The 26216-nt window shown below is 44.9% G+C and carries 26 protein-coding genes; 10 read left to right on the top strand and 16 right to left on the bottom strand.

Annotated elements, in window-relative coordinates:
- The first annotated feature begins 142 nt into the window (after positions 1-142).
- From QWZ04_RS12560 to QWZ04_RS12530, 7 genes are read left to right on the top strand one after another with little or no spacing between them, the layout of a single operon-like run.
- Complete coding sequence (locus tag QWZ04_RS12560) at positions 143-1903, top strand: class I mannose-6-phosphate isomerase (protein WP_290328471.1); 1761 nt, start codon at positions 143-145, stop codon at positions 1901-1903.
- 2 nt (positions 1904-1905) lie between these two features.
- Positions 1906-2340, top strand: a complete 435-nt coding sequence (locus QWZ04_RS12555) for a PTS sugar transporter subunit IIA (RefSeq protein WP_290328470.1) — start codon at positions 1906-1908, stop codon at positions 2338-2340.
- Between the two features lie 9 nt (positions 2341-2349).
- The gene (locus QWZ04_RS12550; protein WP_102524868.1) at positions 2350-2847 is read left to right on the top strand and encodes a PTS sugar transporter subunit IIB; all 498 of its coding nucleotides are present in this window, start codon (positions 2350-2352) and stop codon (positions 2845-2847) included.
- A gap of 28 nt (positions 2848-2875) precedes the next feature.
- Positions 2876-3679 carry a PTS mannose/fructose/sorbose/N-acetylgalactosamine transporter subunit IIC gene (locus tag QWZ04_RS12545; RefSeq protein WP_102524867.1) on the top strand — a complete coding sequence of 268 codons (804 nt, stop codon included), beginning with the start codon at positions 2876-2878 and terminating at the stop codon, positions 3677-3679.
- Positions 3679-4521, top strand: a complete 843-nt coding sequence (locus QWZ04_RS12540) for a PTS system mannose/fructose/sorbose family transporter subunit IID (protein ID WP_290328466.1) — start codon at positions 3679-3681, stop codon at positions 4519-4521. The genes QWZ04_RS12545 and QWZ04_RS12540 overlap by 1 nt, the downstream gene beginning before the upstream one ends.
- 52 nt (positions 4522-4573) lie before the next feature.
- The gene (locus QWZ04_RS12535; protein ID WP_290328464.1) at positions 4574-5731 is read left to right on the top strand and encodes an AGE family epimerase/isomerase; all 1158 of its coding nucleotides are present in this window, start codon (positions 4574-4576) and stop codon (positions 5729-5731) included.
- Positions 5722-6282: a glucose-6-phosphate isomerase family protein gene (locus tag QWZ04_RS12530; protein ID WP_290328462.1), complete on the top strand. Its 561-nt coding sequence runs from the start codon at positions 5722-5724 to the stop codon at positions 6280-6282. The genes QWZ04_RS12535 and QWZ04_RS12530 overlap by 10 nt, the downstream gene beginning before the upstream one ends.
- A 105-nt stretch (positions 6283-6387) precedes the next feature.
- Here QWZ04_RS12530 and QWZ04_RS12525 read toward each other — a convergent pair whose 3' ends face one another.
- The 11 genes from QWZ04_RS12525 to QWZ04_RS12475 all read right to left on the bottom strand — a co-directional run bounded on the left by QWZ04_RS12525 (position 6388) and on the right by QWZ04_RS12475 (position 19236).
- The gene (locus QWZ04_RS12525; RefSeq protein ID WP_290328460.1) at positions 6388-7164 is read right to left on the bottom strand and encodes a hypothetical protein; all 777 of its coding nucleotides are present in this window, start codon (positions 7162-7164) and stop codon (positions 6388-6390) included.
- A 119-nt stretch (positions 7165-7283) separates the two neighbouring features.
- On the bottom strand, positions 7284-8705 hold the full coding sequence (locus QWZ04_RS12520) for an alginate export family protein (RefSeq protein ID WP_435433611.1): 1422 nt from the start codon (positions 8703-8705) through the stop codon (positions 7284-7286).
- 87 nt (positions 8706-8792) lie between these two features.
- A complete protein-coding gene (locus tag QWZ04_RS12515) occupies positions 8793-10406 on the bottom strand; it encodes a PTS transporter subunit EIIC (RefSeq protein ID WP_290328455.1) in 1614 nt (537 codons plus the stop codon).
- A gap of 9 nt (positions 10407-10415) precedes the next feature.
- Positions 10416-11819, bottom strand: a complete 1404-nt coding sequence (locus QWZ04_RS12510) for a Sapep family Mn(2+)-dependent dipeptidase (RefSeq protein ID WP_290328452.1) — start codon at positions 11817-11819, stop codon at positions 10416-10418.
- Positions 11820-11829: 10 nt separating this feature from the next.
- Complete coding sequence (gene rpiA, locus QWZ04_RS12505) at positions 11830-12600, bottom strand: ribose-5-phosphate isomerase RpiA (RefSeq protein ID WP_435433615.1); 771 nt, start codon at positions 12598-12600, stop codon at positions 11830-11832.
- 2 nt (positions 12601-12602) lie between these two features.
- Positions 12603-14609 (bottom strand): transketolase, encoded by a 2007-nt coding sequence (gene tkt, locus QWZ04_RS12500; protein ID WP_290328448.1) that lies wholly within the window; start codon positions 14607-14609, stop codon positions 12603-12605.
- Between the two features lie 10 nt (positions 14610-14619).
- Positions 14620-15573 (bottom strand): transaldolase, encoded by a 954-nt coding sequence (gene tal / locus QWZ04_RS12495; protein ID WP_353958859.1) that lies wholly within the window; start codon positions 15571-15573, stop codon positions 14620-14622.
- Complete coding sequence (locus QWZ04_RS12490) at positions 15570-16313, bottom strand: HAD family hydrolase (RefSeq protein WP_435433610.1); 744 nt, start codon at positions 16311-16313, stop codon at positions 15570-15572. The genes tal and QWZ04_RS12490 overlap by 4 nt, the downstream gene beginning before the upstream one ends.
- Positions 16314-16338: 25 nt before the next feature.
- Positions 16339-17496, bottom strand: a complete 1158-nt coding sequence (locus QWZ04_RS12485; protein WP_290328446.1) for an iron-containing alcohol dehydrogenase — start codon at positions 17494-17496, stop codon at positions 16339-16341.
- 78 nt (positions 17497-17574) lie between these two features.
- Positions 17575-18315: a ribulose-phosphate 3-epimerase gene (locus QWZ04_RS12480; RefSeq protein ID WP_290328444.1), complete on the bottom strand. Its 741-nt coding sequence runs from the start codon at positions 18313-18315 to the stop codon at positions 17575-17577.
- A gap of 12 nt (positions 18316-18327) precedes the next feature.
- Complete coding sequence (locus QWZ04_RS12475; RefSeq protein ID WP_353958858.1) at positions 18328-19236, bottom strand: HAD family hydrolase; 909 nt, start codon at positions 19234-19236, stop codon at positions 18328-18330.
- Between the two features lie 144 nt (positions 19237-19380).
- Here QWZ04_RS12475 and ulaR point away from each other — a divergent pair, with 144 nt between their 5' ends.
- On the top strand, positions 19381-20160 hold the full coding sequence (ulaR, locus tag QWZ04_RS12470) for an HTH-type transcriptional regulator UlaR (protein WP_290328442.1): 780 nt from the start codon (positions 19381-19383) through the stop codon (positions 20158-20160).
- A gap of 83 nt (positions 20161-20243) precedes the next feature.
- Here ulaR and QWZ04_RS12465 read toward each other — a convergent pair whose 3' ends face one another.
- Complete coding sequence (locus QWZ04_RS12465) at positions 20244-21026, bottom strand: substrate-binding periplasmic protein (protein ID WP_290328440.1); 783 nt, start codon at positions 21024-21026, stop codon at positions 20244-20246.
- Positions 21027-21298: 272 nt separating this feature from the next.
- Here QWZ04_RS12465 and QWZ04_RS12460 point away from each other — a divergent pair, with 272 nt between their 5' ends.
- Entirely contained in the window at positions 21299-22462 is a 1164-nt protein-coding gene (locus tag QWZ04_RS12460; RefSeq protein WP_290328438.1) for a threonine/serine exporter family protein, read from the top strand.
- Between the two features lie 63 nt (positions 22463-22525).
- On the opposite strand, the gene cyoE is transcribed toward QWZ04_RS12460, so the two are convergent.
- Genes cyoE through QWZ04_RS12440 form a run of 4 tightly spaced genes read right to left on the bottom strand, consistent with a single transcriptional unit; the run spans position 22526 to position 25873 of the window.
- Positions 22526-23437, bottom strand: coding sequence for a heme o synthase (gene cyoE, locus QWZ04_RS12455; protein ID WP_290328436.1), 912 nt, complete (start codon positions 23435-23437; stop codon positions 22526-22528).
- Positions 23434-24498, bottom strand: coding sequence for a COX15/CtaA family protein (locus tag QWZ04_RS12450; RefSeq protein ID WP_290328434.1), 1065 nt, complete (start codon positions 24496-24498; stop codon positions 23434-23436). The genes cyoE and QWZ04_RS12450 overlap by 4 nt, the downstream gene beginning before the upstream one ends.
- A gap of 39 nt (positions 24499-24537) precedes the next feature.
- The gene (locus QWZ04_RS12445; protein WP_290328433.1) at positions 24538-25098 is read right to left on the bottom strand and encodes a redox-active disulfide-containing membrane protein; all 561 of its coding nucleotides are present in this window, start codon (positions 25096-25098) and stop codon (positions 24538-24540) included.
- Positions 25091-25873, bottom strand: coding sequence for an SURF1 family protein (locus QWZ04_RS12440; protein WP_290328432.1), 783 nt, complete (start codon positions 25871-25873; stop codon positions 25091-25093). Before QWZ04_RS12440 ends, QWZ04_RS12445 begins: the two co-directional genes overlap by 8 nt.
- A gap of 31 nt (positions 25874-25904) precedes the next feature.
- On the opposite strand from QWZ04_RS12440, the gene QWZ04_RS12435 reads away from it, so the two are divergent.
- Complete coding sequence (locus QWZ04_RS12435; RefSeq protein ID WP_290328431.1) at positions 25905-26114, top strand: DUF2909 domain-containing protein; 210 nt, start codon at positions 25905-25907, stop codon at positions 26112-26114.
- Positions 26115-26216 lie beyond the last annotated feature (102 nt).

Below are 26216 nucleotides of genomic sequence, written 5' to 3'. Positions count from 1 at the left end.
TTTGATGCTGTGATCTGACCGACGTTTATCAGCCGAACGTACTTCAGTCGGGCTTAATTGACGGGTTAACCACGTTAACCAATTTGCCGTGTTTCACGTTTGCTGATTAATATATCAACAGAAAACAAACGAAGGATGATTTATGACGTATCTATCTGAAAGCCCGAATTACGACAAGTTTCCCCACGTCACTGTCACGGGATTTGATCACCACGCTTGGCAAAATTGGCCAGAGATTACCCGTGAAATTCAAACTCGCATTGAATCGGGCAGCAAGCATGTTTTAGTGATTGATACCTACCATGGGGTTAATCACGATGATCTACTGACACACCTAATCACCCCTTTAGGTGGCAAACACCTTTTCTTTACCGATCAAGCTAAATACAGCGAAGAACGCATCTTCGACATGCTAGAACGCCACATCACCGACGACCGAGTATTCGGTGTTATCGCTCCCCATAAATTAGATGAGTTCTTTGATAGGGACAAACTTTGCGACCTACAGCAACAAATAGAACGAATTGAGTCTGGCTTGGTTGTGGTTTACGGCCACGGAGCGTCTCTTTTTGCTAATGCTGATACGTTGATTTACGCCGATCTAGCGCGCTGGGAGATTCAGCAGCGCTTTCGTCGCGGCGAGCTAGGCAACTGGGGCGTTAATAACTTCGATGAAGATCTGCTGCGCCGTTACAAACGTTCTTTCTTTATCGAATGGCGCGTATTCGACCGCTACAAAAGCAAATTGTTGCCTCAGGCTGATTTCCTACTCGACACCAACAACATCAATACACCCAAGCTATTGACAGGACAGGCACTGATCTCGGGGTTAAAACAAACCACCGAACAACCATTTCGTCTTGTTCCTTTTTTCGACCCGGGAGTTTGGGGCGGCCAATGGATGAAAGAGGTGTGCGATCTTGACCCAAGTAAACAAAACTATGCTTGGTGTTTTGATTGCGTACCAGAAGAGAACAGTTTACTGCTTAAATACAACGACATCATCATCGAGATCCCATCACAAAACCTCGTCATGCTCGAACCAAAAGCGCTTCTAGGAGAAGAAGTTCATGCGAGATTTGGCGCTGAATTCCCTATTCGTTTCGACTTTCTCGATACCATGCAAGGTCAACACTTAAGCTTACAAGTTCACCCACTGACCGAATACATCCAACAGGAATTCGGCATGCACTATACCCAAGATGAAAGTTACTACATGCTGGATGTCGGTGACGATGCAAGCGTTTATCTGGGTACAAAAACAGGCATTGACCCAGACGATATGATGGCCGACTTACACGCAGCCCAACGGGGCGAGAAGTCTTTTGACGATGAGCGGTTTATTAATCAATTCCCGGCTAAGAAACACGATCACTTTTTGATCCCTGCGGGCACCATTCACTGCTCTGGCGCAAACTCAATGGTGCTAGAGATCAGCGCCACTCCTTACATATTCACCTTTAAGTTATGGGATTGGGACCGAATCGGATTAGACGGGCAGCCACGCCCCGTTCATTTGGATCACGGTAAGGAAGTGATTCAGTGGGATCGCGATACACAATGGGTTACTGACAACCTAGTCAATGCTGTAACGCCACTAGGTGAAGGCGATGGCTGGAAAGAAGAGCGCACGGGTCTACATGAGCGAGAGTTCATCGAAACTCGCCGTCATTGGTTTAGCAAACCTGTTTTGCATAGAACCGGAGGCAAAGTAAATGTACTTAACTTAGTGGAAGGGCGCGAAGCCGTAGTAAGCAGCCCAACTCACCAGTTTGCCCCATTTGTCGTCCATTATGCAGAAACGTTTATCATTCCAGCCAACGTCGATGAATACCAAATTCAACCTTGCGAACAGAGCGACCAAAAAACGCTCGCCACAATCAAAGCTTACGTGAGAGGTTAATCATGATTCACTTTGTTATAGCGACTCACGGCCCACTAGCCAACGCCCTGATTACCAGCGCGAAAATGGTGTTTGGTGAGCTACCCAATACTTCCAGCCTCTCTCTCACCGAAGTTGGTGGTATTGAACGGTTTAAACAAGATTTTGCTACCCACATGCTTGCGCTTCAGCAGCAAAATTTGAACGGCATCGTGGTTCTGTGCGATCTCGAATGCGGCACTCCCTATAACGTAGCCTGCACCTATGCTTTCGATGACAGATTGTCTGTCCCAGTAACTGTATTAACTGGGATTAACTTCCCCACCCTATTAATGGCAGCCGACTTAACCGAAGAGAACAACCCAACCTCGGTTGCCCATACCCTACAACAAGAAGCGCTTGGCACCATCGTAGTGGCAAAAAGACCGACGACAGTGGAACAAGACGACGATTTTTAAGGAGCAAACATGGCTATTTCATTTGTACGAATTGACGACCGAGTGATCCACGGTCAATTAATGACCCGTTGGGCTAAAGAACGTCCTTGTGACGGTATCGTCGCGATTGACGACGCGGTTGCCGCTGACCCCTTGCTATCTCAAGTAATGAAAGGCGCCGTCACTGATGTAAAAGTATGGCTATTTGACACCCAAACCGCCATTGCCAAGCTGCCAAAAGTGATTGCCAGCGAGAAGAAATACTTCGTAATTGCCAAGTCGCCAGTGACATTGGAGAACATCTGCAAAGCAGGGATCGACCTCCAAAACTTAAATAACAACATTAACGTTGGGCCAATGAGTGCCCGCGCCAACACCGTCACCATTGGCAGTAATCAATGTGTAAATCCAGAAGAGATCGCCGCATTCGATTACTTAACAACACTTGGTCATCAGATCGACTTCCGACTCGTGCCCGACGCCAGTTCCTACACCTGGCAAGATGCACAAGCCAAATTAAACAAATAAAAAATGACGTGAACTAAAGGACTATATTATGTTTTTTGAAGCTGTCTTAATCGGGATACTCTGTTATCTCGGCGCACTATCCACCCCTTGGCTACTTGGCCTAACAGGAGGATGGTACACCCTCACCCGCCCACTGGTATCCGGTATGTTAGTCGGATTGATATTGGGCGACCTGCAAACGGGGATCATGGTCGGGGTTGCCGTTCAGGCCGTATATATCGCGATGGTAACCCCTGGCGGTGCAATGCCCGCAGACCTAAACTTTGTCGCTTATCCCGCCGTCGCCCTTGGCGTAATGTCAGGGCAAGGGGTCGAAGTGGCCGTCGCCATTGCTGCCACCATCGGTATCGCGGGCACCATCATTTTCAACTTTATGATGGTACTCAACTCCTATTGGAACCACCGAGCGGACTTATCCATCGAAGATGGCGATGATAAAGGCGTTTACATGAACACCGCCATTTATCCGCAAATCACCAACTTCTTAATGCGCTTTATTCCAACTTTTATCGCGGTCTACTTTGGTAATCAATACATCGAAGGCTTTATGGCCAGTTTGCCCGACTTGGTGATCAATACAATGACGGTACTCGGAGGTATTTTGCCTGCCGTTGGTATCGCTATCTTGCTTAAACAAATCATCAAAGAGTCCACTATGCTGATCTACTTCCTCGTTGGGTTTGTTGGCATCGTGTTCCTTAAGCTCAATATGGTTGGCCTAGTTATGGTAGGGGCTCTACTGGCACTGCTCCACTACAACTACAAACCAGATCCGCAGCCAGCGCCTGCCGCATCGGCTCAAGTAATGGACGACGATGAGGACGAATTCTAATGACTAATACAACTCAAAACAGCATCGAAAACAGCCAAATTGCGTTGGATAAGAAAGACCTGACTAAATGTTGGCGCGCATGGATGATGTATAACCTTTCCTCAATGAGCTTTGAGCGTTTGGAATCCTTTGGCTTTTGCCTTGGCATGATGCCCGCACTAAAAAAACTCTACCCAAATAAGGATAAACGCCAAGAAGCGATGAAACGTCACGCGTCGTTTTATAACACTGAGCCACAACTGGGCGCCATCATATCTGGTATGGCTGTCGGGCTGGAAGAGAAAAAGGCCAATGGCGAACCGGTTGATGGTGAAACCATTAACACCTTAAAAGTCGGCCTAATGGGGCCGGTTGCCGGCATTGGCGATTCGATGATCCCGGGCATGCTTATCCCAATCTTACTTAGTATTGGTATGGCGCTCGCCGCTGGCGGCAACATTCTTGGGCCGCTGTTCTACATTATTTCATTTAATGTCATCGTCATTTTTGGCTCGTATGCGCTATTTATGAAGGGCTACAAAATGGGGGCAGGTTCGGTAGAGGTGCTGGTGAGTCATAAATCCACCAAAATTCGAGAAGCACTGTCATTACTTGGGGTGTTTGTTATGGGCGGAGTAGCAGCAAGTTACGTCAACCTAAGTACAGGACTAGAATACGTGACTAGCGACGGGGTGAATATCCATGTTCAAGCCATGATTGACGGCATCTTCCCTAAACTGCTACCGCTACTCGTCGTACTTGGGACGTGGTATGCCATGGCGAAGAAAAATTTAAGCCCAGTCAAAGCCATGTTGTCGTTGGTGGCGCTATCCGCACTCGGTGTTGCGGTCGGCTTGTTCTAATCATCTCTTAATTTAGGGGGCTTCGGCCCTCTTATATTTAACGGAAGACACAATGAATACCATTCATTCTCAAGCGCAACGGTGCCAAAAGTGGTTGATCCAACAGGCACTACCAACGTGGCTAAAATCAGGCTTTTCACCTGAATCCGCACTATTTCATGAAGGGCTTTATGCCGACGGTAACCCCTATCAAGAAAACGCACGTCGCTTTCGGGTTCAACCACGACAAATCTATGTATTCAGCCACGCCCATCTACAGGGGCTAATTAGCTCACGTAACCAAGTTGACCAGTGCATCCAAAAAGGGCTTCCCCGCTTTTATAACCAGAGCGGTGAATTTGTCTTTTCACTAGACGAACAGCTAAAGCCAAACGATAACAGCGCCAATGCCTATGAACACGCTTTTGCTCTGCTGGGGTATGCGTGGCATTACCACTTAACGTTAGACCCTGACAGTGAGCAGGAACTCGAACGAATTTACCAATGGTTTGAATCTTCACTGCAAGCCCCATTCACGCCAGGATTCCGCTCGTCGACAAACGAAAATCAACTTCGCTGTCAAAATCCGCACATGCATTTATTTGAAGCGCTCATGGTTTGCTATGAGTTAACCGGTGACACTATTTGGCTAACACGAGCTCAATCCATATACCGCTTATTTGAAACCATTTTTCTACGCAAAAACCACTCAAATGAAGGCTATTTAGCCGAGTTTTTCACCGCTACGTGGCGTAGCCAGCACCCTCTTAGTCATCAAGTTGACCCTGGCCATCACTACGAGTGGATATGGCTTTTACACCATTACCGTAAACTTTCTGGAACCGATATTTCAGCTCACATTACGACACTAGAGCAATTTGCCAACCAATACGGTCATAATCCTAATGGACTGGTTAGAGATGAAGTGCTTTTCGATGGAACACCATTCCGTTCTACTTCGCGATTATGGTGCCAGACAGAATATCTAAAAGCTCAGATTGCTTTATGGGAAGACAGCCGTCTCCCTTGTTACCGAGATAACATCATTGACGCCGTAGAGCGAATTTTCGATTTCTATCTAACACCCGCTAAGTCCGGTTTATGGATAGATCAGTTGGATCAATATGGTCAAGCACTTCACCACAACTCACCGGCCAGCACTTTCTACCACCTGTTTCTCGCATTTAGTGAACTCAACCGCATTGCCAATAAGGGGATCTCATGCCAATAGCTCTCTCAATATCACCAAGTATTGATTTCAATACCGGTCAAATCAATACCATCAACAAACAATCTAAAGTGACCAAGCTATCCGATCTACAAGGTGTTTTTCGTGATACTGACGCTTATCAAGCTAAGGATAGTGAACAAACGGTTTACCAAGTGGAAATGTTACCCGCCCAAAGTGCGGAAGGTGAACTCAATTTTGGTGTCACACACCTTGAAGCAGGCACCGTCGGTGATGAATTTTATATGACCCGTGGGCACTTCCACCAACGCATTGAACAAGCTGAATTCTATTTAGGTTGCCAAGGAGAAGGCTTGCTGGTTTTACAAGACGAACAAGGTGAAGTTCGTGTTGAGAACGTTTTTGCTGGCAGTGTTCACCATATTGGTAGTTATTTGGCACACCGCCTCGTTAATACTGGTAAAACCCGCCTGTCTGCTATGGCAGTTTGGCCAGCCGTGGCAGGACACAACTACGACGCCCTTAAACAAAACGGTTTTAATGTCTCCGTGATCAAAGATGGAGACCATTATAGGCTAGTTGAAAAACCGTAATTCAACGGCCTTTAGCGCACCTCCCCCAAGCGCACCCAAGCCAGCACGCTCCTTGCTGGCTTTTTTCGTTTAGGGGTGTTCAAAAAGCGGTAAGAAGGAAAATGATTAAGGGCAGCCCATATGACTTATCTCACTTAGACCTTGCGATGAAAACTCTTCATCATTGCTAAGTAGCTTTTTCCCTCGGGTTGCAGGACGATCGATATTGTAAATAAGAAATTTCTGATATTGTCCAACCAACTTAGCCTCCAGCCATACTCCAGATGAAGCTCGTTCAGTCGGGATTAGGTGATACCAAGTACCAACACATTCTCTTACTAGTAATGAGCCCGTTTCATTTCGAATCGCTAAGTAGCCACTTCCTTTAAAGGTCATGTGACTCCATCTAATGGTCGAAATATTACCTAGATTACTGGTGTAGCTTGAATCTAACTGTTTAGCAATTAAAGGCTCATTATCTGGTAAATAAGGGTTCCGTAACACCCCAGAATTTGTAAGCACAAAAACCAAACCAAACAATACAAAAGCAGCTAGAAGCCCCCATTTAAATTGGGTAGGTCTATGTAGATCGTGATCTTCGATTAACTCACGACTCTCTTGATGACGAAGCTGGTTCCTCAAAACGTAATTCTGCTGTTCAAGCGAATTCACTTTTTGGTGCATCGCTACGATCTTAAGCATCAGTTTTTCGTCTACACCAAATAAGCTGTCGGAACCTTTACCTTGCTCGATACGCTCTAACGCTTTATCGATCAAATTAAGTAAAGGCTCTGGCACATGATCAGATTGTTGGATCAGCTGATGCAATTGCTGATGTTGCTGCTGCGCTCGTTGTACGCTGCATTTCTCTTTTACACCCAACAGTTGAAAGCTCTTAACCATAGGACCTCACAAGATAAATTCGCGGCGATACTAGCACATTGATACTTAAAACGTTAAGCACAAAAAAAAGCGCCTAGCTATAAGACTAGGCGCAAAATTAGGACAGGACTACTTAATTATTAGAAATTGTAAATAAGGGCCAGTTCAACACGGGCAATGTTACTGCTATTCTCGCCAACAACATCTCGGGTGTATTGGCTATCCAATGCATAGTAGAAGTTGCTTTCTACTTTTACATTCGTCGTGAGGTAATTATGGAACTGTAAGTAAAACTGTGTGTATGCGTATTTTTCGTCTGAGTTTGCCCCAAACAACACATCTTGATTTAACGTATAAATCGCGTCTTCAGTGTTGGCTCTCCACGTCGACATAAAACCGGCAATCACACTCTGTTTTGGCATGTATTCAATCACAGTATAAGAACCTAACTGTATTGCGTTTCCGTATGCTCCATCATGTGCAAAGCCCAGAGGGTCCCCTGTCCATAATGGGTTAAAGGTATTTACTTTATCACTGTCTTTACTAGAACCAGAAGCATAGTGCATATTCATGCCTAAGCGGTAATTCCAATCAGCTTTCCAGTTGTAATTAAGGTCTAAGTAACCCATGTAGGCAGAAATGTCTTTTCCTGCATGATCACCAAACTGGTAAATACCGTCAGCCATGTAGCCAAAGCCTTCGCTAACAAAGTTATGAGCGTGCAAACCAAGCACTTGAATGTCAACATCACCATTTGGCGCATTAACGAAGCTCGAGTTCGTCAGTTTATTGCTCATTAAATAGCTTTGCATAGAACCAAAATCTGTTTTCCAATTTGCAAACAAACCAACCGATTTATTGCCGTTTACTTTGTCATCCCAATTACCGCCCCAACCGGCATCAGTTCTGGTTGGGAATATCTCTTCCCCGTAGTATGCGTCAAAGTTAATGCCGTTTACTTGATATTTAAAACTGGCCGCATTCCAACTAGACTGAACAGGCGTAGGCTCACGGTTCATCATTTGCCAGTCATTTAAATAAATTTCTTGTCGACCAAGGCGTGTACTTAAGAACTGCTCACCATCATCAAGAAGCTTAAATTCAGCAAATAGTTGATGTACATCAGTACCGCCATCATCAACGGGACCAGGGCTTTCCAAATTGGTATAATTGGTTCGAATTTCACCAAACACACGCATCCAGTCTTGATAGGTAACATCAGAGCTTAGATATAAACGCGTGCGGACTTCATTTTTTTTACGATCACTGCTGTCATACATGTGATTCCAGCGGTTATCCAACGACGCTTTAAAGTTGCCGCCAAACGACACTTTCCAATCACCAGATTCACCAAAATCAATGCGTTTCAGTTTTTCCGAAAAACTCTTTTCCGATTCAGTCAAACCATCGACATAACTCCAGTCTTCATTTGCTCGGTCCCCCCAGAACACAATAGGGCTTCGTTCTGACCATTCAGGATTAGAAGGAGTTTCGTTAGCATACAACGCACCAGATACACTCAGTGCAAGCACTGACAGAGTACAACTTTTCTTAGAGATCATCGTATTTTCCATATTTTGGGTACAGGGAACCCATCCCCATGACTGTGTGTCATGGAGTGGGCATTTTATTATTATTGGAGGGTAGAGCTAGGAGTCGAAGCCTAGGGCTTCTTTAACATTGGAAGCGATGGTGATCACATTAGCACCGTAAATCACCTGGATGCCTTTGTTCATACGCACAACCCCGATTGCATTCAAGTCCTGCTTCCATATTTGGTCGTTGGAAGCCAGTGATTCATCATGAAGTGATATGCGTAAGCGGGTTGCACAGTTAGCGACGTTTTCAATGTTGTCTGCACCACCCAATGCTTCAATGATGCCCTGAGTTAACCCTGTCGCGGCGATACCTTCTGCAGCAGCTCCTTCTTGTTTGCCGTCTTTTGCTAAGAAGTCTTTCTTAGTAAATAGTTTTGTTTCACCTTCAGTTTCATCTTCGCGCCCTGGTGTTTTCGCATTCCACTTAAGAATCGCGTATTTAAAGGCAAAGAAGTAAACCACAAAGTAAAGCGGTACAAGATATAACAGCGACCATGCATGTACTTTATGAGGCTGGAACAAGTTAGGTACCATGAACAACAATTGGTTACCTAAGATAGACACATTTGTCATCTCAGCCAGGATGTACGCAAGCCCGTTTAGTGGCACATGGATAGCAAAGTAAAGCAAAGGTTGAACAAATAGGAAGGTGTACTCGAGTGGCTCAGTAATACCAACGAACGCACAAGTGAACACGGCAGGAACTAACAACGAAGCCACTTTCTTCTTATTCTCAGCTTTTGCTGTCATGTAGATAGCAAGTGCCGCTCCTGGTAAGCCACCAAATTGAATAAGAATACGACCCGTAGTGAAGTTATGAACGATGTATTCTGTCGCATCGGCTGATTTCGCCTGAGCTAACATAATATTACGGACGCCTTCAATCATTTGACCGTCGACTTCCAGAACACCACCCACTCGAGTGTATTCAATCGGGAACGCTACTAAGTGGTGAAGCCCTAACGGCAATAGTGATTTATCCACAACACCGAACAGAAATGAACCAAACACACCTGACTCTGTAATCGCATAAGTAATCGACTGCAAGCCACCAGCAATATAAGGCCATACGTAGTAAGAAATACCACCAACCGGGATCATAACGAAGAACAGAATAATCACAACAAAGCGCGGACCGCCAAAGAAGCTGATCAAATTCGGTAGTTCGGTTTTGTAGTAACGGTTGTGCACTGCAGCAACAATCGCACCGACTAATAGACCACTAAATATACCCATATTGTAAGTGAAAATGCCACCAACATCGCCCCAAAGAGCATTGAAGTTTAGTGCAGTTTGTTTCTCCATACCCATTTGGGTAATAAGATTCTCAACTTCTATAGTTTCTTGCGTCCAACCATTGATCCCCGCAACGGTGCGGATAACAACGTTAAAGGCCATCAACATAGTGAAACCTGTAAAGGCTGCCCAGCCTTTTTCAGCTTTCGCTAAGCCAAATGCTAAGCCCATAGCAAAGAAGAATGGTAAGTAATTCATTACCATAAAGCCCATATCCACGATGATCTTGAATATAGCCCACAGGAATGTGCCCTCAGGTAAAATGTAGTTTACAAAGGCGGCGCCGATACCCACAAATAGACCTACCATAACCAGTAGGATAATTGGGATCATCATTGCCCCGGCGAATGCTTGTACCTTATCTCTCATAATTTACTCCTAAAGCGATATGAGAACTTTCACGTAAATTGTTATAGATTTTATAAGTGACTCTAGGCTGAGTTGTTCGTTCGGCTCATGCACATAAGTCACATCTCCTGGGAAGGTAGGGCCAAAAGCGACACCGTGTTCAAGAGCACGAGCATAAGATGCTGCGCCTTTACTAAAGCACTTTGCTTCAGTTCCGGTGACCGATTGATAGGCACTTCCCATCGCGCGGATTAAGGGGTCTTCGGGTGAGAGGTAAGATAGAGGTAAGTATTGATGTTCAACAAAGCTCGCTCCAAATTGGCGTGCCAATAATTGAAGCTGGGTACGAGCCTGCTCGACCGTCAATCCTTTAGGAAACCGAAAATCAAAATCCAAATTGTACTGATGTTGATCCATATTGAGCGAAGACACACAGCATGTCGTGCTGCCCATTTCTTCATCAACATGATATAGACCCAGTTTCTTTGCATCCCATGAGTTCGAAAATAAGGTATCTAACAAACTTACAACCTCACAGGTACGGCGATCTAGGTGATCCACATCTCGCAACACTTGAACAAACTGATCAATGCAGTTGTCCACTCGGTGCGGGTTGCGGGATTTCTCCCACGGCGTCTCAAACAAGACGCGACTGCACTCCTTTGACTGATAAATACTTGCAACATGAGCCATTTCACTGGCCAGTTGCGCTCCTTTTTTGCCCGTTAATTCCACTTCCAAATTGTGACAGGTAGAACTGCGGTCACGCTCGCTGGAAATGCCAATCATAAGGCCAGGATCTTGGTCATTACTCTCGGATGGGAAGTCCTTAATAAATGAACCATAAATGATCCCTTTTTCACCGTTGACGATTGGGAAGTCGCCATCGGGAGAAAAACCGTATTTCGGTTGCGGGTTGTGTTTGAAATAATGTTCAACACACTCCCACGTTGTTTCTTCTGCGCCACCAACAATCAAGCGAACACGCCTGTTTACAGGTAACTTAAGTTTTTTGATCATCTTCAAGATGTAAAAACTGGCAACAAGCGGCCCTTTATTATCAGTAACACCGCGACCAAATAACAAGTCATCTTCTTGCGTCAATTGATAAGCCGGCGTTCGCCACTTGGATACATCACCTTCGGAAACCACATCAACATGATGCAATAGAGCAATTTCTTCTTCACCCTCTCCATAGGCAATATCCAGTGCGTATCCTTCGTGGTCTCGAACTGCAAAGCCTTCGCGCTTTGCCATAGCGATAAGCACATCAAACGCCTGTCTTATCGCCAAACCGAATGGTGCATTTTCCGTTCGAGTCGATTCGTCACGAACCGAAGGTATTGCAACCAATTTAGCAAGATCGGATAACAGCGCCGTTTGATTGTGCTCAAGGTACCCTGTTAGCTGTTTTGTTACGTTGCAATCCTTCATATTTATCGCCTTATTGACCTTGACCTGACAGGGTTATTGATAGTTCTGTAACCAGGCTCTCATTTCGAGAAAACAGGGTTACACCGCTCTGCTCAGAAAACAGCATTAAGTCTGCTTTTCTGCTAGCAAAGATGCCATTTTCAACCACCCCAGGAACAGCATTCAGCTCTATTTCCAAACGCTCCGGTTCTGTCATATCAAGACCGGTTACATCCAAAATAATATTGCCGTTGTCCGTCACACAACCTGCTCTCAACGTCACTTCTCCACCTAACTGGCGGAAAGCGAGAGTGGCCGCAAGTTGTGCACTAGGCAAAATCTCGATAGGTAATGGGAATTGCCCTAATTCTTGTACCTTACGGCCACTATCAGCAATGGTGATAAACGTTTTGGCTAGCGTCGCTAGCACTTTTTCACGAGCAAGTGCAGCGCCACCGCCTTTGATGGTTGTTCCGTTTTCAAGCCCTTCATCAATACCATCGATATAGAAGTCAACTTGGCTGCATTCCTTCATTTCGATCAGAGGTAATTGGTGTTTTGTTATCGCCTTGGTCGAACGGTCAGAGCTAGACACGCAAGCAGCAAATGTTGCTCTGCTACTCGCAAGCAGCTCAACAAAAACTTCAACGGTCGCCCCTGTACCAATACCGATAATTGAATCTGTTTTTAGGTTCGCTAACACATGGGTTAATGCGATTTTGGCCGCTTTGGTTCTCAAGCAATCGTCCGTACCTAAATAACCATTGCGAAAGTCTTCATTTGAAAAATAATGCGTTGTCATAGTCATGCACTCACCTCAAGCAATGTGTTTGCACGGTCAACGATATTATCCACGGTAAAACCAAACATTTCGAATAACTGCTCCGCCGGCGCCGACTCACCAAAGCTTGTCATACCAACGATATCGCCGTTTAAACCAACATATTTAAACCAGAAATCACTGATGCCCGCTTCAACCGCAACCCTAGCCGTCACATTTGATGGCAATACCGAATCTCGATACGCTTTATCTTGTGCATCAAATAAGTCAGTTGATGGCATTGACACCACTCGAACTCGCTTGCCTAAAGCTGATAGCTTTGCGCTAGCGCTCATCGCAAGTGCTACTTCAGAACCAGTTGCGATGAAGATAAGCTCTGGTTCACCATCACAATCAGAAAGGACATAACCACCCTTAGCTATATTTGCCAACGTCTCGGGGCTACGATCAAACTGATCTAGGTTCTGACGAGAGAAAATAAGTGAGGTTGGGCCATCAGTTCGCTCTATCGCCGACTTCCAAGCTACTGCTGTTTCTACTTGATCACACGGACGCCACGTACTCATGTTCGGCGTTAAGCGTAATGACGCAATTTGTTCAACAGGCTGGTGTGTAGGCCCATCCTCACCTAGCCCAATCGAATCATGGGTATAGACGAAAATACTGCGCTGCTTCATCAATGCTGCCATGCGAAGTGCATTGCGAGCGTATTCCATGAACATAAGGAATGTGCCGCCGTAAGGGATAAAGCCACCATGAAGCGCAATACCATTCATCATGGCCGACATAGCAAATTCACGTACGCCGTAGCTTAAGTAATTTCCTGAAGCATCCTCTGCACTGATGGTTTTGGAGCCAGACCAGTTTGTTAGGTTTGATGGCGTTAAGTCCGCTGAACCTCCTAAGAATTCAGGTAAAATTGAACCGAATTCTTCTAAGGTATTTTGCGATGCTTTACGCGTCGCAATGGTTTGCGGGTTGGCCTGCAGTTTATTGATAAACGCTTCACTCACCGCCTGCCAATTCTCAGGCAAAGTTCCTGTTTCGCGACGTTCAAATTCAGCAGCCAGTTCAGGGTAGGCTTTTTGATAAGCATCGAAACGGGCTTGCCACTGTGCTTCATGCTGCTTACCTTGCTCTTTTCTGTCCCACTCTTTAGCGATATCTGCTGGGATTTCAAATGCAGGAGCACTCCAACCAAGTGACTTTCTAACCAGCGCCACTTCTTCTTTTCCTAATGGTGAACCATGACAATCATGACTGGCGGCTTTATTTGGTGAACCAAAACCAATGACGGTTTTGCAGCAAATAAGTGTCGGTTTGTTGGTTTCATTCTTTGCAGCCGTGATAGCGGCGTGAATATCGTCGGCATCGTGACCATCCACATCCGAGATAACATGCCAGCCGTAAGCTTCAAAGCGTTTAGGCGTATCATCAGAGAACCAACCTTCAACGTCTCCATCAATAGAAATGCCATTGTCATCCCAAAAAGCAACCAGCTTACCTAAACCTAACGTTCCAGCTAGCGAACATGCTTCATGAGAAATGCCTTCCATCATGCAACCATCACCCATGAAAACATAAGTATGATGGTCGACAATATCGTGGCTTGGACGGTTAAATTGTTCAGCAAGTACTTTCTCGGCCAGTGCCATGCCAACACCGTTAGTAATGCCTTGCCCTAGTGGACCTGTCGTCGTTTCGATACCCGGCGCATAACCGTATTCTGGATGGCCCGCCGTTTTACTATGCAGTTGACGGAACGACTTAATATCGTCCATTGACAGTTCGTACCCCGTCAAATGAAGCAAGCTGTAAATCAGCATTGACCCGTGACCATTGGATAGAATGAAACGGTCTCGGTCAGGCCAATTTGGATTGGTTGGGTTATGCTTTAAAAAATCGCGCCAAAGCACTTCTGCAATGTCAGCCATCCCCATAGGAGCACCTGGGTGACCAGAGCCTGCTTTTTGCACCGCATCCATACTTAAAACACGAACGGCATCAGCCAGTTTTGAACGTAAAATCATAGTCATGCTCCTACAAACGTGCCGCTAACATGGATTCAAGCTTGCCTTGGTCAACCGCAAAATTGCGAATGCCTTCAGACAGTTTTTCTGTTGCCATTGGGTCTTGATTCATTTCCCAACGGAACGCGGCTTCAAGCATGGCTTCAGGTGCAGGCTTTACTGTGTCTCTATGTGCTTCAAGCGCTGCGGTCACATCACCTTCTGAGCTTGCTAACTCATCTAACAAAGCAATGCCAATGGTTAAACGATCACAACCAGCAAGAGCCAATACTTCATCGGTATTACGGAAACTTGCGCCCATCACCACAGTTTTGTAACCATGATCTTTGTAGTAATTGTAAATTTCACTCACTGAAACCACGCCCGGATCTTCAAATGGTGCGTACTCTTGCTTGTCTGTATTGCTGCGGAACCAATCCAATATACGACCAACGAACGGGGAAATTAGGAATACGCCCGCTTCAGCGCACGCTTTTGCTTGTGCGAAATTAAACAACAACGTCAAGTTACAGTTAATGCCTTCTTGCTCTAATACTTTTGCCGCTTGAATGCCTTCCCAGGTAGAGGCCAGCTTAATCAGGATTCGATCGTTTTCGATACCAGCGTGGTTATACATTGCGATTAATTTACGTGCTTTGCTCAAGCTTGATTCTTTATCAAAAGACAAACGAGCATCGACTTCGGTCGAAATTTTTCCCGGCACGGTTTTTAGTATTTCCAGACCGATGTTGACCGCGAGCTTATCAGCCGCATCAATGATCTGTTGATCACGTTGCGTACTTTGCTTCTTAGCCCATCCAATAGCATCTTGAATTAGGTGATCATATTGCGGCATCTCGGCCGCTTTAAGTACCAAAGATGGGTTTGTGGTTGCATCCTGAGGTTGGAATGCAGCAATCGCCTCAATATCGCCTGTATCAGCTACAACGGTCGTAAACTGCTTCAGTTGTTCTAATTTGTTCATGATGACTTCTCTGATAAGTGATGAATTAAAGGGATAAGGGGCATGTCGGTCATTGAGCTAAGGACGACATTGGCTTCGGATAAATCTAAATGCCGCGTTAATGTGTTAGCAACGGCGACTGTCCGTATCCCTGCCGCTCGAGCTGCCGTCACTCCAGGAGGTGAGTCCTCGAAGGCGATAGCTTGACTGGCAGAAACACCGAGTAGGCGTAGAGCTTGTAAATAAACATCTGGCTGGGGTTTACGTCTTTCTTTAACGATGTCTTCTGCGCCAACAAAGTGGTCAAAAAAATGGGTCAATTGAAGACGTTCTAATATTGGTAAGTAATGTGATTGTTCTGAACTGGTGGCTAACGCAATGTTAAAGCCCAATTTACGAGCCTGTTGCAGGTAATCCAATACTCCTTCGCGCTCGGTAATGGTTTCGATCCGCTGATAAGCAATACGAAGTACTTGCTCAACAATTTCTTCATTACTGATTGATAACCCTGAAGCGTGACGATAGAGGTTATAGAGGTCGGTTGCTGGCGCTGAGCACCCTACTAGGCCAGCAACCTGGAGTTGCGATACCGAGACTTGATACGATGACAACAAAGCTTCCCAGGCTTCGTACATACAAGTTTCAGTGTCGACAAGGAGACCATCGAAATCAAAAATGACCGCTTTAGTGTTTGCTTGTAATGAATCCTCTCTTTCCATTTCATTACAGCCGTTACTCAATTGATTCATTGATTTTTCCATGGTCGTGCCTCCTGTTTTATTCGATTTAGACTAAGCTCGCGTGAAGTACTTTCTTCATATCTTCAGCGCTGGTTAATGGTAAATCGAAACAAAATGCAGGTTCTAAATCGAGTACGTCTTGCTCGGTAATGCCGACTTGCGTCAAATTACTTTCTAAGCCGATTTCCGATAAGAACTGAACAAGGTGTCCGGCTAATGCTTGTGCTTTCTCTTCAGTGCTTCCCACGGCACCAAACAGTTCGGCAACTTGTGCAAATCGCTCTGGTTGTTTACGCCATTGAATCTGTACATAAGCTGGATAAACGATGGCCAAAGTCAGGCCGTGTGGTAACGATGTATTTTTACCACCAAGGATTTCACCCAATGGATGCGGTGCCCCCGCGCCACCATTGGCCAATGAAATACCACCTAAAGTGTCGGCCACGGCTAGTTGGCACCTTCCATCCAAATCCAGTCCGTTTTTCACTACATTAGGTAGGTTATCCACTACCAATTTCATCGCTTGCAACGCAAGGTTGTCGACAAAAGGAGATGGCATAGCGCCCGTAAATGATTCAAATGCATGCGAAAATGCATCAAACCCTGTCATGGCTGTCATTCGTGCAGGCAAGGTGAGCATCAGCTCGGGATCTATCACGGCTTCAAGCGGGTAAAACTCTGGATGAAATAGGGTTAGTTTTGCGTGTTGTACTTGGTCTGTAATGACGGCAGCATGCGTAACTTGAGAACCGGTTCCAGATGTTGTTGGCACGGCGATTAGAGGCAAAACTTCAGCAGGAAGCGCTTCTATTTCACCAAACGGTTTGTCGTAACTGTTAAACCAATGCGGCCAATCAATACGTTCCGTTTTTGTTGTCGCAGAAATAATTTTTGCAGTATCAATGGATGAACCTCCACCAATCGCTAAAACCACATCACATTGACAGTCTATCGCTGCTTGCCTCCCCAGTTCAACCACTTCTGTTGGTGGGTTAGGTACTACACCATCAAAATGTACGACGTCGACTCCACTTTGTTCGAGCAAAGCAAAAATACGTTGATAAGCAGGTTCTACAGCCGCAAATACAGGCTCAGACACAACCAAACAGCGTTGACCATATCGAGCAACAAGTTGGCCGATTTGTTCAATTTTCCCAGCACCAAATGTCAGCTGAGTCGGTTGATAATGATTAAATGATGTCATACCTATGTCCTTAAGTATTGGCGCCTTACTGCGAGCATTAGGGGGGGAGCAGCTCAGCGCCAAAAATGATGATTGAAGTTATGCCGTTTCAGCTTCAACTTTCGCTTCTGTCTCTATTTCCGCTTTGTTTTCTAATTGGTCGATAGCCGCTCTGAAGTCACGCACACCGGCTGTAATGCCATCTTCGTGGCCGAAGATATTTGTTGACGCAACCATTACATCGATGTCTTCGTTTAGAAGCAGTTCGATATTGTGATTGCGAATGCCGCCGTCTACACATAGTTCACAGTTAGGGTTACGCTCGTTAATCAACTCACGCGCTTCACGGATCATCGCGATAGCAGACTCGCGCCATAGCCACTCATCGTCGTCATCGTTGATACCGTGAATAACAATATGTAGGCGATCCAAGTAGTAAATAGATTCTTTTACAAACGACACTGGCGTTAGAGCGCCCACTGTTAGACCAAACTTCATGTTCATGTCTTTACAGTATTTGATGATGTAACAAAGTGGTGCGCCAATGAAATGCTCCGCAGGCAAGATAAGCATGTCTGCACCAGCCGCTGCGATTTTTTCAATGAAAAGACGGTCGCAATCTTTAAAGTAAGCGTGTACTTCAATTGGTTTTTCAGTGTACGGACGAATGCCTTCAACGATCTGGTGACCACCCATTAACTGTAGATTTTTCAGGTCATGCATATCGGCAGCATCACAGTGAATGTAGTCAGCACCCGCATCGGAAACTTCTTTAACGACATCTGCAATGTGACCGTAATCAACGTGTGCAAGACCTGCGGCGATTTTTACTTTTTTCATGATTTTTCCTTATTAGCTATACGAGTGATTGTGAAAACGCTGACCTTCTTGAATAATCAAGCGAAGGTACTGGCCGATACCACAACCGTTATTATCAGTAATGATGACATTGGCGATACTTTTGAGACCTGGGCTGGCATTCGCCATAGCAACGGGTTCTCCAACACTATTAAGCATGGATGAATCGTTGTCCCCGTCGCCAAAAGCCACCGTGAAATGAGAAGAGATATCACAACGCTGTAACCAGGTTTCAAGCGCTCGGCCTTTACTGGCAGCTTTCGCGGTGATATCCAATTTGTTCGGTGTTGATAAGTCAGCTTGAAATTGTGTCGACAAGGTATTTCTAAGTTCGGCTAGTAATAGGTTGTCTTGATTTGGCACTAATATTTTGAACACCGCTCCGGCCGCAATAACCAATGAATCCAGGTCAGAGATAAGCTGAACGTTCAAATCGACACCTAATTCGTTGCCTTGTGTCGATATACCAGCAATATGTTTCGATTCATGTTGAGCGAAAATGCCGTTTTCAGCGTAAAGAGTGAAATCAAATTGCCCATCGTTAAGTAGATGAAGTAACTTAACGAGTTCCATTTTGTTAATCGGCAAGGCATCAATTTTCGAATTAGTTGTCACATCAAACAAGTAAGCACCGTTGCAACAAACCAGAGGTTCTTGAATGTTTAAACTCTTTGCGTAAGGCAACATCATCTGATGTGGTCTTCCACTAGCGAGCGTTACTTTATAGCCTTCATTAATGGCCAATTTCACTGCGGCTTGATTCACTTCATTTATTTGATTCTGGTCATTAAGCAATGTCCCATCTAAATCCAACACAACGGCTTGATACTTCATATTGACTCCTAGTGAACTCCCCTGCTGCAAAACAACCATAACCGACCACATTCGGTCACGTAAAGTCATTTTACTCTTTTTAAGGTCACAAATGTGTCATAAATCACAATTTATGCGTCAAAACAGGTCAATTCGAGTCATTAAGAATCTTAAATTGCTTTTATGGTCAAAAGAGGTCAAAATAAGTCAAGAAAAGTTCAGGAGAGAATAGAAATGAATGAATCTCAACGTCATAGACGGTTATTGGATCATTTAACCAGTCACCGGTTTATCTCAACCAATGATTACGTCAGCATGCTGGATATATCACTATCTACTGCAAGACGAGATATTACGAAACTTGGAAGAGAAGGAAGGCTGATAAAGATTAGAAATGGGGCTGAAGCCATTGATGCAGACTCAGAGCAAATAAGGCAAACACCAGTCAGCTTTATTCCTAGTGAAAAAGATATAGAGGGATACGATCGTAAAGAAGCCATAGCAGAAGCAGCAGCAATGATGTGTGATGAGCATGACAGCGTCGTGATCAGTGGCAGTAACACAACATTCTTAATGGCTGATCACCTAGCAGGACGTGATGTGCAAGTGGTTACAAACTTTATGCCGCTCGCATGCCAACTGATCCAGCAAGATCACCAAAATATCATCATATTAGGTGGGCAGTATTTACCAGAGCGACAAATAACCATATCGCCAGACCCTGAGGCCAGCGACGATACCAAGAGCCGTTTTATTTTCTTTACTGGCGCAGGTGTTTCTAAATCTGGAGTTCATACTTCAGATCTATTGGTCTACATGGCAGAAAAAAAGCTGTTGGAATATGGAGACAGATTAGTCGCGCTAGTAGACAGCAGTAAAATAGGAAAACATGGCGGAAAAGTACTCGCAGCCGCAAATCAGCTAGATACTCTCATCACCGATAACCTCTCTGATGAAACGGTTCTTGACTCTCTTAGAGACGCAGGGGTCAACGTTGTTATTGTTGACGTATAAGCGATGCTTTGAGCAGGGAAACCTTTATATATGGCAGACCAATAGCACTTGGTTCTGCCTCACCTTCGTATAGAGGTCCCTTTTTAGCTCCCTTCGGGCAAGTAATGGGAAAAAATATCTTGAAAGTCGCTTCGCCCAGTATCAGTTTTGACTTTCATTACCTCTTCAACCGCTTTTTGCAACTCGTCCACGGTACTTTGCTCCGTACCTCGGTTAAGTGCAAAGTACATATCCAATTCCATTAGCACATAAACAGATTCAAAATCTCGGCTATCAAGCCCGGATTGCTCCATCACCCACAAAGCAGCATTCTCTTCATAAGCCCATAAATCTATGCGGCCAAGATCGAGCATTTTTGCCAGTGATTTTGTGGTCGAAGTATGTTCAATCGTCTCGGCATCTACCCCATTTTGCTCAACTAACTTCTGTGCCACATCGTCTCTAATTGTGCCAATTTTATAATCCAATAGTTGGCTTGGTACGCTAATGTCGATCTTGCGACTTTTTTTGGCCAGCAGTACCACTCGGGTTTGACCAATGGGGCCGACCCACTTGAACAGTTTTTCTCTGCTGGGAATGTGCGCCATAGAAAATAGCATGGTGTTAGGCTCAACCTGTACTCGTCGATAGGACCGCGCCCACGGGTGTACTTTAATGTCGTCAGCTTGAATCGGCTTACCAATACGCTTAGTAGCTTCAAGTAACAACTCGACGGTAATGCCCCTTAACTTGCCATTTTCGGTGAAATTATAGGGAGGAAATTCTTCCGTGTAGATGGTTAGATCGTCGAACGACAACACCGAAAAACTGATGAAAATTATAGAAGCGATAAAGCTATTTCGAATCCATTTTAAACACTTTTTCATGCTAATACCTATGCGAGATTCAATTAATAGCCTTTGTTATTATTATGTTAATAATAGACCAGCATCTTCGACAATGATAAAAATCAGCAGATTATTCTCAAACCACATGCCATTCCTAATTTTCAGTTTGTTAATTTACCTATTGCCACCTTATTGTCATTCTTAGTTCGTGAGCCTACCGACTAAACCGAACGACTTATCGCATTAGTTTATTGTTCAAATTGGCTTTGTTTGTTACCTTTGCGCCACTATAGACTTAGTGTGTTTTTCCTATGCCTTCAGAATATCGAATTAAGAAAATTGTTGAGATTGGCGATAAGCTTCATCGTAGCGGTTGTGCGCCTTACAAAGTAGAAAAATACACGCAGCATTATGCGTCTAAGCACAATGTTGAAGTGATGATTCAAGCAACGCCAACCACTATCAACTATCAATTCCCTAACGATAACAACGCCGTGGTCATGAAGCGTTTAAAACCGGCTTCAATCAACCTCGCGCTGCTTGCTAATACTATCATTCGCATTAATCAGCCAAGTCACGAAGCGGTAGATGAACCTGTTGGCTACCCTAAATGGGTGGTCGCACTAGCAAACATGGGCATTCCACCGGCTTATCTCATGCTGGTGGGCAGTACCATGGAAGCGGTTTTGTTTTCGATATTTTTAGGCTTTATGGTTTGGGTTTGTCAGCTTATTTGTAAAGGGCGTCGAAGCATTGCGGTTGAATTTATTTCATCATTAGTTACCGGGATCTTAGTCGCTTTTGTTGCCAGCACTGGTTTGCCCATTCCGGTTTGGACCATATGCATTGCAGCAGTGATTTTGTTTGTGCCAGGGCTCTCTATCGCCAATGCTTTAGAGTGCCTCGCGTTTAATGATCTTGTATCCGGCACTAGTCTGTTAGGGCAAAGCGCGCTCACCTTGATAAAACTATTTGTTGGCATTGTGATTGGGCTGAATATCGGTGAATCCGTTTGGGGGCATGCGCCAGATACCAGTTACCTCAATGAAGTACCGATATTTTTGCACATCATTGGGCTATTTTTGCTGTCCGCTTCTATTGGTATCATTTTTAATGCGCGACCAATGGATATTCTACTTGGGCTTCCCGTTGCTGTATTAGGAATGTGGGGACCACATTACTTGGGATTAGACAGTGGATGGGTGGTAGGTACTTGGGTGACCACCGTACTGATCACCTTATATGGCACTTGGGTGGCTAAAAAACTCAACTTAACCGGAGCGATATACATTCTTCAAGGCATTATCATTTTGGTTCCGGGTAGCCGAGTGTTGATCAGTGCCAGCCAGTCTGTGTTTGAGCAATCTATTTTACCTATTCCAAGTATTGGTTTGTCTGCTTTGTTTATGTTTTCAGCTATTGTAGCCGGGCAAGTGACGGCCTACTCCATTTACCCTCCTAAAATAGAGCGATAACGAGCACGAAAAAGCGAGCATAACTGAGTGATTGCTCGCTTATTTTTCTTCAAAACCCGCCTTTCACAACCAATAATGATCCACCAACAATGCTGCAAATAACCACATCAATTGATAGATAGAGTATTTAAACACCCCCATTGCATAACCAGGTTTGTCAGTAAATTTTAACTGCCACGCTTTGTAAATAAACCCAGCGCTCAAGACGGTAGAAACCGCCATGTAGAACTGCCCGCTCATGCCGACTAAAACAGGGAATAAACACGAGATGGCCACCAAAATGGTATAAAGTAAGATACTGGTTTTAGTATATTCAACCCCATGGGTTACGGGCAACATTGGAATGTCGGCTTTTGCGTAGTCATCCTTACGATGTATGGCTAACGCCCAAAAATGTGGTGGTGTCCAAATGAAAATGATCATAACAAGTAACCACGCATGCGAATGAAGCTCTCCCGTTATCGCAGTCCAACCTAACAACGGTGGCATCGCGCCAGCAATTCCCGCAATGACGATATTTTGCGGCGTTGCTCGTTTTAAATACAAGGTATACACCACCGCATACCCCAGCAAACTAGCGAATGTTAACCACGCGGTCAGTGGGTTAGTCCACAAATATAAGATGACGAAGCCTAACGCGCCAATACCGACCGCAAAAAAGAACGCGTTGACGGCTTTTACATTCCCTGATGGCAAAGGGCGCTTATACGTCCTCGCCATCACCGCATCAATTCGTCGATCGATCAGGTGATTAAACGCAGCTGCACTGGCGGCCATTAAGCCAATCCCAACGAGGCCTGCGGTCACATTTAACCACGGCAGCGCCCCAGTTGAAGACAGTGCCATCCCCACTAACGCGGTAAGCAACATCAAGGCGACTACTTTGGGCTTGGTTAACCGATAGTAATCCTGCCATTGAAATGACGCCTCTGAATTTGATAACGACGCAGTTTGAGAAGAAGATTTATCGATCATGATTCGCCTCCAGTGCTCATCATTGGCTGAGAGTGTTTAATGGGTACCGTACGAGTAAATAGAATGTAATTAATACGAACCAAGCAGAGTAGCAACAAGGCCGCGCCTAAATTATGAGCAACGGCTACAGGCAGTGGAAGCTGGTATAAAACGTTACTAATACCTAACGTAATTTGCCCAATGAGTAATAAGAGTAAGGCTCTTCCAGAAACCTTTAACGATGCTTGGGTGTGATTCCATAACTTAACAATGAGGCAAAACAATACGATGGTCGTCAGAATTGCGCCGAACCGATGGGACACATGAATGGTCATTCTCGCAGAGTAATCAAGTACACCATATTCATAATTGTCATGACCGCTTTGCAATAAATCAAATGCTTGTGAAAAGTTGAGCTGAGAAGCCCACTCCCCTTGGCAAATAGGTAAAGTGGTACACATGAGTGCGGCATAATTCGATGATGTCCAGCCCCCCAATAAGATTTGACCAAGTAAGACAACAATGCTTAAAACCGCAAGCTTATTGGGCCAAGGAACTTGGTTATCACCCGACATCGATGTTTTTGATGCAATGCCTCGTGATAATTCCGCATTTTGTTGGCAATGAAGCAGATAAAGTAGACTCAGCAAGGTAAAGCCGCCAATGAGGTGCAGCATCACAACAACAGGTAACAACTTAAGCGTCACCGTCCACATTCCAAGTGCGCCCTGAGCAATGACCAGAAACACCAAAACAGACGGCAAGACTTGCAGTTGACCTTTAACTTTGGCACTCCAAATTGCTATCACACAAATAACCAAACCCAAACTCGCCGCGCAGTATCTGTGGATCATTTCTAACCATGCTTTATGTGGTTCTACCGTCAATTCAGGATACAGAGCTTTGGCTGCTGTCAACTCACTGGCTTTTTCTGGAACCAGCAGTTGCCCATAACATCCCGGCCAATCTGGGCAGCCTAATCCGGCATCTGATAACCTAGTGTACGCGCCGAGCACAATCACGATCATCGTCAGCAATACACACACTTTAATAAGTAAATTCAACGACAATCGTATTTTCATCTCACTTCCTTTTAAATGCGCGGCGCTCACTGCCCCGCCCTAGCCAACACGTGACAGTTTTAACAACTTACGAAAATCCGCTAACATGCCTTTACTTTGTGAAATGAGCAGGCCCTGTTTTTCCAGTTTTGGATAATGCATAACAAATTGCCCGAGCGGATCGATAATCACAAACTCTTGCTCTGGGAAATGATTCGTCAACTTATCGTCCACGCTCACTTGCGCAAAAACATAATCGCCCAATTGGCTGGTATCACTATCAATAGAAACAAACACCGTCGGCATCACTCGCGTTTTATACTTACCCAGTGAAATGTGACTTTGCTGGAGTAAATACAGCTGCTTTTGACAAAATTCGGTACACTTTTTTGGTAATACATAAGCCAATCGCCATTGTGGTTCTTCCGGTTGTGGCAAAGAAAAATCCATTGTCGATAGGCTCGGTTGCACTAACTCACCTTGGTTCGTCACTCCCGGTTGATACCAGTTCATGGTTAAAATCAATTTGGCAGCCAATGCTGGCAAGGCGAACACCACCACCAAAGCAATGAGCATTAAACGCCCTCTCAATACATCGCCTTTTAACACTGAGTTATTCATGATCTTCTCCTGTGGTTCGAACAGATCGAGCCGAAACCCTAATTTGGCGAATACTGCGCCAGCATATCGTTAGCATAATGAGAATAAATACGCCTGCCATCGAGAACCACTGCACCGCATAACCCATATGTTTGTCGGCATTCATGCTGACGGGTTTCCAAGGCTGAGGATATGGCCAGTTTTCAATGTTCTGAACTTGCATCGCCCATGGTAAGAGTTTAATAGGCGAGCCATTCTCCATGATTAATAGTTCAGCTAGTTCAGCTAGATTTAGATTTTGAATGCGTTTGGGCCAGCCAGATTCTGCGTGTAGCTGATGACTGATTGGGTTGGTTTCGCGTCGATACAGGCGGCCAGATACTATTTTTTTGTTTCGTAACATAGCAATCAGGGGCAGTTCATTACGACTTAATGGCGCCTTTACAAACCCTAACTCAAGTAACACGAAAAATGGCGTTTCGGAAGGAGCCGTAACCACAGCAACTTGATAAGCCAGATAGCCCACCTTGCCATTAAAGGTTTGATTATCCAGCAGTACGATTTGACCCGGCACAGGGTCAACATCGGCAATACCAATCACACCCGTTAAATTGGAGTCAGTTGGTAGTTTTGATATTTGAGTAAGGGAGACTGCCGCTTGATTTTGTCGTTCTGCCAATTGTTGTTCCAAAACTGATTTTTGCGCAGCACGGTCAAGTTGCCACAGCCCTAACTTGATCAAAATAGAAAACACCACCACAGTTAATACAAACGCCATCCAAAACCACACACGCATCAACATCACTCGCCATGGAGCAATTATCGAAATGTCTTGGTTTAAATTGATTCTCGTCTGCATGCTTCTATTTGTTATCCTTAACTTAGGTCGTGCCTTATTTGCCATGATGAAAGGCAACAGTGATAAACCGACCAGCCACTTTCTCGGCCGTCGCCTGATGTACTCTGCGCTTGTTATCGTCCTACTATTGGTCGCACTCAATTTTGGCTGGATAACCCCAAATCCAAGGCCTTATTAGAGGTACTAAAGGCGAGGTACTAAAAGCTAAGTTCTAAACTCTAAGTGGAAGAGCCTGTTCGTTTTAGCTTCAGGTACGTCGACTTTATAAACTCCACTCAAC

The sequence above is a fragment of the Vibrio tapetis subsp. quintayensis genome, assembly GCF_030409945.1.
In the GTDB taxonomy this organism is placed as follows: domain Bacteria; phylum Pseudomonadota; class Gammaproteobacteria; order Enterobacterales; family Vibrionaceae; genus Vibrio; species Vibrio quintayensis.
The sequence above is the reverse complement of the archived record's forward strand: the minus strand, read 5'-3'. Positions and strand labels throughout refer to the sequence as shown.